At 50.6% G+C, this 10842-nt stretch carries 11 protein-coding genes; 5 read left to right on the forward strand and 6 right to left on the reverse strand.

Features of this window, described 5'->3' with window-relative positions; all coding sequences use genetic code 11:
• Positions 1 to 4: 4 nt before the first annotated feature.
• From Q394_RS0109490 to Q394_RS0109510, 5 genes are all read left to right on the forward strand, one after another.
• Positions 5 to 1861, forward strand: a complete 1857-nt coding sequence (locus Q394_RS0109490; protein WP_245606765.1) for a type IV pili methyl-accepting chemotaxis transducer N-terminal domain-containing protein — start codon at positions 5 to 7, stop codon at positions 1859 to 1861.
• Positions 1851 to 2501 carry a two-component system response regulator NarL gene (gene narL, locus Q394_RS0109495; RefSeq protein WP_028489081.1) on the forward strand — a complete coding sequence of 217 codons (651 nt, stop codon included), beginning with the start codon at positions 1851 to 1853 and terminating at the stop codon, positions 2499 to 2501. The genes Q394_RS0109490 and narL overlap by 11 nt, the downstream gene beginning before the upstream one ends.
• Before the next feature lie 90 nt (positions 2502 to 2591).
• On the forward strand, positions 2592 to 2927 hold the full coding sequence (locus Q394_RS0109500; protein ID WP_028489082.1) for a XisI protein: 336 nt from the start codon (positions 2592 to 2594) through the stop codon (positions 2925 to 2927).
• A 25-nt stretch (positions 2928 to 2952) separates the two neighbouring features.
• Positions 2953 to 3927, forward strand: a complete 975-nt coding sequence (locus tag Q394_RS0109505) for a hypothetical protein (protein ID WP_156946804.1) — start codon at positions 2953 to 2955, stop codon at positions 3925 to 3927.
• A 48-nt stretch (positions 3928 to 3975) separates the two neighbouring features.
• Positions 3976 to 4467: a hypothetical protein gene (locus tag Q394_RS0109510; protein ID WP_028489084.1), complete on the forward strand. Its 492-nt coding sequence runs from the start codon at positions 3976 to 3978 to the stop codon at positions 4465 to 4467.
• 81 nt (positions 4468 to 4548) lie between these two features.
• Here Q394_RS0109510 and Q394_RS0109515 read toward each other — a convergent pair whose 3' ends face one another.
• The 6 genes from Q394_RS0109515 to Q394_RS21915 form a co-directional block, all read right to left on the reverse strand.
• On the reverse strand, positions 4549 to 7374 hold the full coding sequence (locus Q394_RS0109515) for a valine--tRNA ligase (RefSeq protein WP_028489085.1): 2826 nt from the start codon (positions 7372 to 7374) through the stop codon (positions 4549 to 4551).
• 48 nt (positions 7375 to 7422) lie between these two features.
• Positions 7423 to 7773: a hypothetical protein gene (locus Q394_RS0109520; protein ID WP_245606766.1), complete on the reverse strand. Its 351-nt coding sequence runs from the start codon at positions 7771 to 7773 to the stop codon at positions 7423 to 7425.
• 12 nt (positions 7774 to 7785) lie between these two features.
• Complete coding sequence (locus Q394_RS0109525; RefSeq protein WP_028489087.1) at positions 7786 to 8214, reverse strand: DNA polymerase III subunit chi; 429 nt, start codon at positions 8212 to 8214, stop codon at positions 7786 to 7788.
• Between the two features lie 8 nt (positions 8215 to 8222).
• On the reverse strand, positions 8223 to 9710 hold the full coding sequence (locus Q394_RS0109530) for a leucyl aminopeptidase (protein ID WP_028489088.1): 1488 nt from the start codon (positions 9708 to 9710) through the stop codon (positions 8223 to 8225).
• A gap of 51 nt (positions 9711 to 9761) precedes the next feature.
• The gene (locus tag Q394_RS0109535) at positions 9762 to 10568 is read right to left on the reverse strand and encodes a class I SAM-dependent methyltransferase (RefSeq protein ID WP_245606767.1); all 807 of its coding nucleotides are present in this window, start codon (positions 10566 to 10568) and stop codon (positions 9762 to 9764) included.
• Positions 10504 to 10842 (reverse strand): RNA-guided endonuclease InsQ/TnpB family protein (locus tag Q394_RS21915; protein ID WP_028489090.1); only part of this gene is annotated, 339 nt, incomplete at its 5' end. The genes Q394_RS21915 and Q394_RS0109535, both read right to left, overlap by 65 nt.

Raw genomic sequence — 10842 nt, forward strand, 5'->3', positions numbered from 1 at the left:
CCGCTTGAACCGTCTTCTCTGGAACAAATTGCAAAACTCACTACTGTTGCGAGTAGGAGGCATGATTGCGGCCATTACGATTTTGGCGGTGGTGGGCATGTCGACGTCCTGGATGGTGGCGGAAACGACTCAGGGCAACGGTGAAGCCATCAACGTCGCGGGCAGTTTGCGGATGCAAAGCTGGCGTATGGCCTCCTTCTACCAGCGTTTGTTGCAAACCGATAAGCCCGAATACCGTGAAACTCTGCAACAAGCGATCGAACGTTTTGAACAGGACTTGGAGGCAGGTTCGATTCTCTCTGTGTTACCAGAAGATAACACAACACCGCTCAAACAAGTGTACCGTCAGGTAGAAATCGATTGGCAGCAACGCATTAAGCCCGCCTTGGTGCTCCAGTCTAGCACGGCTCAAAATGCTGTGGTATTGGATGAGATTCCATTATTCGTTAAGCACATCAATGACTTAGTTAAGCAGATTGAAGAGGCTACCGAAGCCAAGATTTTCGTGCTGCGTGTCATTTTGGGTGTCGCTATTATTGGTACTATCCTTGCTGTCATCCTGTCGATTTATTTGGTCAACAGCATTCTGGTTATTCCACTCAAGGCGCTGTTGGGGTTAACCGACCAAATTCGCCAAGGCAACCTTGCTGTGCGTACCGAATTGGCGGGCGATGATGAAATCGGGCAACTCGCGCAAGCCTTCAACCTGATGGCGGAAGACCTTTCCAAGCTCTATCAGGATCTCGAAGCACGGGTGGAACAGAAAACCGCCGAACTGACCCGCAGCAATCGCTCGCTGGATTTGCTATACCGCTCCATCACCCGTTTGCACGGCATTGCCCCCGATAATGCCGTTTTTCATCATGTGCTCACCGATGCTGAGGCGGTACTCGGTCTGGGTAATGGCACGATTTGTTTGAAGGGCGAAAACGATACCCACGGGCAAGTCGTTGCTACTACGGCCTTGAATAACCGTAGCCCCCTGTGTCAACGCGCCAACAGTTGCGGGGAATGCCATGACTCGCAAGCCGTGCGCATGGATACCCTTGCCGATGGACGGCAAATCCTGCGAATGCCACTGACCGATGCCGAAAAACGTTACGGCATGTTGGCCATTGATGTGCCTGCCAATACCACAGCCGAGCGTTGGCAAGTGCAATTGCTGGAAGCCTTGTCGCGCCATATTGGTGTCACCATTGCCTCAGAACAGCGTAGCGAACAGCACCGCCGCGTGTCATTGCTGGAAGAACGCGCCGTCATTGCCCGTGAACTGCACGATTCACTCGCACAATCGCTGGCTTACATGAAAATTCAGGTCAGCCGCTTGCGTAATGCCCTCAAGCACCCTGAAGAGGGGGAGGAAATTACGGCGGCGTTGGAAGAACTTCGTGATGGCCTCAGCAGCTCCTACCAACAATTGCGTGAATTGCTGTCTACGTTCCGTTTACGTATGGAAGATGACGATCTGGGCATGGCACTGGCACAAACCACTACGGAATTTACCGAACGCGGTAATTTGCCGATTGAACTGACAGTGAATTTGGGTAATCTCAACCTTGGCCCTAATGAAGAAATCCACTTGCTGCAAATCGTGCGCGAAGCTTTGTCCAACATTCTCAAGCACGCCCACGCCAGTCATGCCTGGGTAACGCTGCAAAGCCAAACTGACGGTCGTGTCCAGCTTTGGGTTGATGATGATGGGGTGGGCATCCAGAAAAGTGCAACGCTGCACCATTACGGCATGACAATCATGGCCGAACGCGCTCGCGCCTTGCACGGTACGCTGGAATACTTGCCCCGCGCTGAGGGTGGAACCCGTGTACAACTTGAATTTACCATAAGGACTTCCCATGCTGCATGATACCCCGCAAAGCCTGCTCATCGTCGACGATCACCCCTTATTCCGCAAGGGCGTGCGTTATCTGGTCAATATGGTGCCTGATTTTGTTATCGTCGGTGAGGCTTCGTGTGGTCAAGAAGGCATCGACATGGCGCTGGAGCTTGCGCCCGATATGATCCTGCTCGACCTCAATATGAAGGACATGAGCGGTATTGAGGTGTTGAAAGTGATCAAGGCTTCCGGGAGTGATGCACGGGTAGTGATGTTGACGGTTTCAGACCAAGCCAGCGATTTGGTGGCCGCGTTACGCGCTGGGGCAGATGGCTACTTGCTCAAAGAAATGGAGCCGGAAGATTTGGTAGCAAAGCTTGCCGAAGCCGCTGCGGGACGCATTACCCTGACCGAACGTCTGATCAACCTGTTGGCGCACGCGATGCGCCATGATGCGATTCACCCCAAAACCAGTCATGAAGCAGGCTTGACCGATCAGGAGCAGCGTATCCTTGAATTGGTTGCCACCGGTAAAAGCAACAAGCTGGTGGCACGGGAGCTGAATATTGCCGAGGGCACGGTCAAAGTGCACGTCAAACATTTGCTACGCAAACTCAATCTGCGCTCGCGGGTCGAGGCTGCTGTGTGGTATGTGGAGAGTGGCGAATAATATTTTCTCTGTTGAAATTGGTCAGATATTACTAGATGGTAAGGTTATTAAAGTTCTGGTATTTGATCCTGAAAGCGAGGTCATCACACAATGGCTACCGAATTGAATTACCCTGAAATCATCAAAAAAATCCTGCTGGAATACCTCAAATACGATTCCGCAGATGATGTCATCAAATCCAGTGTGAGTTTTGATGATGAACACGGCAATTACGTTTTATTGCAAGCGGGTTGGCGTGGGGATGATTATCTGCAAGGCGCGGTTATCCATATCCAGTTGATTGATAGTAAGATTTGGGTGCAGTACGACGGCACAGAATATGGAGTTGCCAATGAGCTAGTGGATGCGGGAATTCCTACTGCGGATATTTTATTGGGGTTTAGACATCCTTCGGTGCGGCAATACACGGGGTTTGCTAATATATGAAGTTCTCAAAGTTTAAGGCGGTTTTGTGTCACTAACTAGTCAACTCAAAGATAAGAATAGTCCCGTTCGCAGATTTTTTTCGGAGTTTGAGGATATTAATGGTGCAAAAGAGTGTCTCTCTTTATTACAGAGTGCATTGCCTATAAATCCATCATTACTTCCCGTGTCAGCATCTGTGTCGTCTTACGCTTATGTCGGAACAACAATGGATTATTTGATTCGCTATATGGGTTGTAATAATAGTCTGGATTTTGATAAAACCATTGCTGGTAATATATTGCATCGTAGAGGTTATGATCATCTGCATGAGGATTATTATGATAATCTGGATAGCCTTTCTCTTTCGCAATACTTGAGAGGTTTATTTCGAATCGGGAAAAAGTATTTGGATGGTAGAGCGGCTACTGATTGCAAGGTGGTATATGCTGCAACAGCATTGTCAGTTATGGATGGTGTTTTGCGCTCGGGTTTTCTGCCAAAATTATTTGCCACTTTCTACTTTGATGATAATAAAGATTTATTTTTTAAAGATAATCATGCGGTTGAAGATCAAGTTGAGATAATGACAGGGTTGGTTCTTGATCAATATATTGAAAGTTTAGGTGGAGAAGCATATATACAAGACGTTTTATCTTTGGTTGATATTTTTTTAAGTTATAGAAATGATGTAAATGGTGATTTCTTTGGTGCAGAGTTAACTGTTGGTAATACGGTTCTTCGTAATTCTAGATTGGTTGGTGGTGCTGATTTTGATTGTATTTTTAAATGTAAAGGAAAATTAATTTTAACAGATGTAAAAACAACAATAAAACCATTAAAGCTGGAATATTTGCGACAAATTATTGGTTATGCTCTTCTTTATAATGAAGAGTTAGATAGTTTTAAATTCACTGATATAGGTATTTATCATTCGCGATCTGGTTCGTTCCGATACTTATCTCTAGATAGTGTGGTTAAAAAAGCTCTGCCAAGTCTTAATTCAATTGTAAAAGCAAGATAAGAATTTATTGGGTTTATTGAGAAAGATCGTCTAAAGAAATTAGAGGAGTTGAAGAAGGTTCAGGTTGAACAGGAAGCTTTGCGTGCAATAGAATTGGCAAAGAAAGAAGCCTTGAAAGAAAAAAGAAAGATTGCACGACTTGCTAAAGCAGAGGCAATAAAAAATGGCACATATGAAATTGGAGAGAAAGAGCTAATAAGATTGAAAAAAGCAGAAGAAAGAAGAAAGATTGAGATTATAAAGCAAGAAAGAAAATTAGCTTTAAATGAAAAAAGAAAGATTGCACGACTTGCTAAAGCAGAGGCAATAAAAAATGGCACATATGAAATTGGAGAGCAAGAACTGATTTTGGCTAAAGAAAAATTACGTGTAATGGAACAAGAACGAGCTTTGGCTAAAGAAAAATTACGTCTTGAGCGTGAACAAGCAAGTATTGCGCGAACAAATAAGCGTCGTGAACGTGAGAGACGTAGAAGAGAAAAAGCTGCTGCTATACGTTTAGCTCGTCGATTGAATCAGGATGCGGAAAATAGTAAATAGTTAAATTTGCCGAGTCTACATACTTATTGTTCTTGTGGAAGCAGGGGTAAACACGCATGTTTACCCCATGATAGATGTCAATCACAAGGCTTTAATCTTCTCCAACTGCCCCTGCAACTGCGCCAACGCTGCCCGCTGTTCATCCGCCTGCTTGCGCGTCTGTTCCAGCACGGCTGCTGGCGCTTTGTCCGCAAACGCCGGATTATTTAGCCGACCTTCCAGCCCGCCGAGGTTCTTTTGCAGCTTTTCGATTTCCTTGCTCAGACGCGCAATTTCCGCGTCTTTGTCGATCAGCCCCGCCAGCGGGATGAGGATTTGCATCTCGCCCACCAGTGCGGTGGCCGATTCCGGCGCATCCGCACCGGCTTCCAGCCACGTCACGTTGCCGACTTTGGCCAGCGTCCGCGCAAACGCTTCGCTGGTGGCGTACATCGCCTTGTCGGTGTCGCTCCAGTTTTGCAGCAGCACATCCAGCACTTGCCCCGGCTTGATGTCCATTTCGGAGCGGATGCGGCGGATGCCCATGATGAAGGCTTTCACCCATTCGATTTCCGCCAGCGCTGCCTGATCAATCAGCGCAGTGTCGGCGACGGGGTAGGGTTGCAGCATGATGGAATCGCCAGAAACACCCGCCAAGCCCTTGATACTTTGCCAGATTTCTTCGGTAATGAACGGCATGATCGGGTGCATCAGGCGCAACGCCGCTTCCAGCACGCGCACCAAGGTTTGGCGTGTGCCGCGTTTCGCTGCCTGGTTGTCGTTGGCTTTGCCCAAAATCGGCTTGGTCAGCTCCAGATACCAGTCGCAGTATTCGTGCCAAGCAAATTCGTACATCGCTTTGGCGGCAAGGTCGAAGCGGTAGTTGTCGATGTGGTCGGCGACTTCAGCCTCGGTCTGTTGCAGCAAGGAAATGATCCAGCGATCCGCCGCTGACAATTCCACAGGCAAAGCATCATCCAGTCCGGTATCCTGCTCTTCGCACTGCATCAGCACGTAACGCGCCGCGTTCCACAGTTTGTTGCAGAAATTGCGGTAGCCTTCCAGCCGTTGCATGTCGAAACGGATGTCGCGCCCAGCGGTGGCGAAGGAGGCGAAGGTCATGCGCAGCGCATCCGTGCCGTGCGGGGTAATGCCGTCGGGGAATTGCTTGCGGGTGGCTTTGTCGATTTTCGCGGCGAGTTGCGGCTGCATCATGCCGCTGGTGCGTTTGGCAACCAGTGCTTCGAGGTCGATGCCGTCGATAATGTCGAGTGGGTCAAGCACATTGCCCTTGGATTTGGACATTTTCTGCCCGTCCGCATCCTTCACCAGCCCGTGGATGTACACGTCGCGGAACGGCACGTCGCCCATGAATTTCTTGCCGAACATGATCATTCGCGCCACCCAGAAGAAGATGATGTCGAAGCCCGTCATCAGCATTTGCGTCGGGTAGAAGGCTTTTAGTGCTGCATCGTCCACATTCGGCCAGCCGAGCGTAGAAAACGGCCACAGCGCGGAGGAGAACCACGTATCCAGCACGTCCTCATCCTGACGCAACACGAGGTCAGCCGCCAGCGTGTATTTGCTGCGTACTTCGGCCTCATTTCGCGCCACGTAAATATTGCCCGCGTCGTCATACCACGCCGGGATGCGATGTCCCCACCACAACTGGCGTGAAATACACCAGTCGTCGAGGTTGTTCATCCAGTGGTTGTACGTGTTCACCCAGTTGCCCGGAATGAAGCGCACTTCGCCGTTTGCTACCACGTCAATCGCGGGTTGCGCAATCGCGGTTTTGCCGCCGGGGCGTCCGTCATCCAGCGTTTCGCGGGTCAAATCCACATACCACTGGTCGGTGAGGTAAGGTTCGATCACTGTGCCAGAACGGTCGCCACGCGGAACCATTAGCTTGTGGTCTTCGATTTTGTCCAGCAGGCCGAGCGCATCCATATCCGCGACGATTTGCTTACGCGCCGCAAAGCGTTCCAGACCCTGATATTTTTCCGGTGCAATCTCGTTGATGCAGGCATCAATGGTGAAAATATTAATTAAGGGCAAGTGATGGCGTTTGCCTACTTGGTAATCGTTGAAATCGTGTGCTGGGGTGATTTTAACGCAACCCGTACCTTTCTCTGGGTCAGCGTAATCGTCGCCGACCACAGGGATCAAACGATTCACTAGCGGTAACAGCACATTTTTACCGATCAAATGCTGGTAACGTTCATCGTTCGGGTTAACGGCCACCGCTGAGTCGCCCAACATGGTTTCCGGGCGGGTAGTGGCAACAGTAAGGAATTCGTTGGTTGGTTGCCCCCAAGTATCCGCCAGCGGGTAGCGGAAGTGCCACATATTGCCGTTTTCTTCTTCAGAAACGACTTCAAGGTCGGAAACGGCGGTGTGCAGCACGGTATCCCAGTTCACCAAACGCTTGCCGCGATAGATCAAACCTTCTTCATGCAGGCGCACGAATACTTCGCGTACCGCTTCCGACAAGCCTTCGTCCATCGTGAAGCGTTCGCGTGTCCAGTCCGGGGTTGTCCCCAAACGGCGCAATTGGTTGCAGATGGTATCGCCGGATTGGCCTTTCCATTCCCAGACTTTTTCGAGGAATTTTTCACGGCCTAAGTCGTGGCGGGTCACACCTTGCGCGAGTAATTGGCGTTCGACCACCATTTGCGTGGCGATGCCTGCGTGGTCAGTGCCAGGTTGGTAGAGGGTTTTGTCGCCCTTCATGCGGTGGTAGCGGATCAGGGTGTCGATCACCATCTGGTTGAAACCGTGCCCCATGTGCAGTGTGCCGGTGACATTCGGCGGCGGGATCATGATGCAATACGGCTTGCCGTCGCCTTGTGGCGCGAAATAGCCGCTTTTTTCCCAATGCTGATACCAGCGTTGTTCGATGTCTTGAGGTTGGTAGGTCTTGTCCATATGCCGCTACTTTTTGAAGTCGGAAAAGAGCGGCATTATAGCGGGTTTTTAGCGCTTCAACATCCCGGAAAGTTCGCGGACGAGTTCTTCGCGTGCTTGGTCAATGTGCTTCTCTACGGAAGGGTCGATCTGTGAGTGCTCTGAGGAGGATTTGGTCTGGTGATTGTTTTCCGAGCGGATAGCATGTGCACGTGCTAAGCCTGAGTAACCATCTTGTCTGGTGGCCGCTTGCAGCTCTTCGATACGTTCCTTGAGGTGACGTTCAAACACTTCACGACGCTTTTGACGGCCTTGAGGATTTTTGACCTGCTCAACGACAGCAGGATCACCGGCACGTACCACGTCAGTGACGATGGGGATACGAATGGTTTTGTCGAAGTCTTGATCTTGGCGCATCATTTTCCAACTTATTTAAATCTTGAGTTGATGGTAGTCCAGATTATAGCCCCGGTCACGGTAAAACTGGTAGCGTTTGCGACCAGCGTGCAGTACGGGTTCATCCTGATCGAGAATCTCGGCTAATCGCTCAAAACGTGAGAAGAAAGACGGTATTTCATTGGATAAATTAATAAGTAACCCACAGTTTTCCATGGGTTCGTGGTCATGACCAATCAAGATGCGGTTGTTTTGCTCAGTAGTAGGGGCAAGTGCGTGAGGAATGAAAGCCAGCTCGTTGAATGTCCATAGTAAATCATCCAGTTTCGCGCTTGTTGTAGCGGTATCGGTGTGGATGTAAGTGTGCATCTGCTGCTGGTGTGCTTTCATGATGACCTTGCAGGCGAGTAATAAACGCGCCTGCAAGCTGTTGGTTTTTCCGACGTAAAAATCAATCTTGGTCATTACGGGGTTTAAACACCTGCGCGATTCATCAGGATTTGGCACAGCAAGGGCACAGGACGTCCGGTAGCACCTTTGGCAGCACCGCTTTTCCAAGCTGTCCCCGCGATATCCAGATGCGCCCACGGATAGCTTTCGGTAAAGCGTGACAGGAAGCAAGCAGCGGTAATGGTGCCACCCGGTGGCCCACCAATGTTTGCCATATCCGCAAAGTTGCTTTTGAGCTGATCATGGTATTTTTCACCCATCGGTAAACGCCAAGCTTCATCGGTAGCTTGTTTGCCTGCGGTCAGTACTTCGTCTGCTAATGCATCATTGTTGCTCAATAAGCCGCAGATGTGATGCCCCAGCGCGGTGATACACGCACCTGTGAGGGTGGCAATATCCACTACCGCGACAGGGTTGAAGCGTTCCACATAGGTGAGCGCGTCACACAATACCAAGCGGCCTTCGGCATCGGTGTTGAGGATTTCGATGGTCTTGCCGGACATGGTGGTGACGATGTCGCCGGGTTTGCTGGCATTGCTGCTGGGCATGTTTTCCGCAGCGGCAATCACGCCAATCACGTTCATCGGTAATTGCATGGCAACGCAAGCCGTGAGTGTGCCCATGACACTGGCAGCGCCGCACATGTCGTATTTCATCTCATCCATCGCGTTACCGGGCTTGAGCGAGATGCCGCCGGTGTCGAAGGTGATGCCTTTGCCGACCAGTACAAACGGGGCTTCGCCTGCTGTGCCGCCGTGGTATTGAAGGATGATCATCTTGCCGTCTTCGGCACTGCCCTTGGAAACGGATAGGAATGAACCCATGCCGAGCGCTTCCATATCGGCTTCTTCGAGGACGTTGATATCAACTTTATTGGAGGAGTTAGCCAGTTCTTGGGCTATATCGGCCAGATATGTGGGAGTGCAGACATTGCCGGGGCTGTTGGCAAGGTCACGGCTAACGCATATGCCTTCGGCAATGGCGTTACCTTGTGCCAATGCAGTGCTGAACTCGCCTGCTATGGTGTGCGCAATTGTCCAGCTTTCCAAGGCAGGACGTGGTGTTTCGTCTTTCTTACTTTTATGGATGTCGAAGGTGTAAAGCGCATCGGCAACGGCGATGACGGATTGGCGTACAGCGGCAGTGATGAATTCTGAAGCCGTTTCATCAGTGAGAAAGCTTACTGCATTGCTAGCTTTGGAGGTTTTTAATGCGTTGACGGCTGCCTGAGTCAGGGTTATCAGGGTTTCTTGCGTTAATTTGTCTTTTTCACCCATGCCGACCAGCAGCACCCGTTTGGCGGTGACACCGGGCAGTTTGTACAACAGGCTGGTGCGCCCTTTTTCGCCGGTGAAATCGCCAAAATCCAGATGAGCTAGTATAGCGCCTTGGCTGGCAGTGTCGATCTGTGTGGCGGCTGCGGAGAGTTTGGCATTTTTGTAAACACCTACTACCACGCAGTCCGTGTGCAGCTCTGCGGCATTGGCAGAAGAGTCAAAATGGTAATTCATGCGGTATCCTTATGATGGTTTTGGCCGTTGCAAACAGTTTTACACGACACTTTACAAAGCACAATAAGGCTTACGTAACACATCGAAACGGGCTGGGTTCTCAAAACGTGCGCCTTCTGCGCCAATATGTGCCTCGAAACGGGCTTTAACGGTCTGGTAGAGCGCGTCATCGAGTTGGTGGTTGGTGTGCGTTACTTGAATAATGCGCTGGTCGAATTCGTTGAAATCGGCAAAACGTGATTCGGTGTGACAGAAAATTTGTTCCACCAGTGCCAGCGTACCCGCGTTTACCGCGTCGCATACGGCTTGGAAGGCCAGTTCGCGCACCACTTTTTCGTCATGGAATAGGCGCAGTATCTCGTTGAATTCGCCTGCATACACGGGTTCAGAAATCCACGCCAGCCCGCCGGGCTTGAGGACACGGGCAATTTCCTGCATGGCTTGCGCCATCAGTTCGCGGGGAACGTGGTGCAGCGATTTGAACATGAATACTACGTCCATGCTGTTGTCGGGTGCGTCGATGGCTTGTGCGCCGCCAGCTTTGAATTTGATGCTGGTCGGGTGTTCACTGGTAAGGTTGTGGGCGTGCTGGATCTGGTCGACTTCAGTGGCGATGATGTGGGCGCTTGGGAAGCGTTCGGCGATGCGGTGTGTCATCTGAGCCTTGCCGCAGCCGAGTTCCAGCACGGTGGCATTTTCCAGCGGCAAGTGGGTAGCAATCAGGTCGAGTTCGTTGCAGCGGGTAGTGGTGGTTGGATTGTGGATTTGCATGTCGTTGACATCCTCCCCACGGCTAAAGCCGGGGGATTCCTCCTGCGAGACGGCAATGTCCTGCCGTGAGAATGTTCCGGGCTGCATTGACATCTCTGTCGTGCAGCTCCCCACAGTCGGGGCATGTCCATTCTCTTATTCCAAGTCCTGCTCTACCTTTCGGACTGTTGACAGAAATACTTCCGCAACACGAACAGGCTTGGGTACTGTACGCTTCGTTGACTTCGAGAAACACGCCTTGCATCGCTTTCGATTTTGCATCAAGTTGTGTTTTCAGCATTGACCACCCTGCATCCAATACAGACTTAGCCATATTGGTTTTGACGAGCGCCTTGCTGCTGACGTTGCCGACAACGATTAA

The sequence above is a fragment of the Thiothrix lacustris DSM 21227 genome (genome assembly GCF_000621325.1).
GTDB classification, from domain to species: domain Bacteria; phylum Pseudomonadota; class Gammaproteobacteria; order Thiotrichales; family Thiotrichaceae; genus Thiothrix; species Thiothrix lacustris.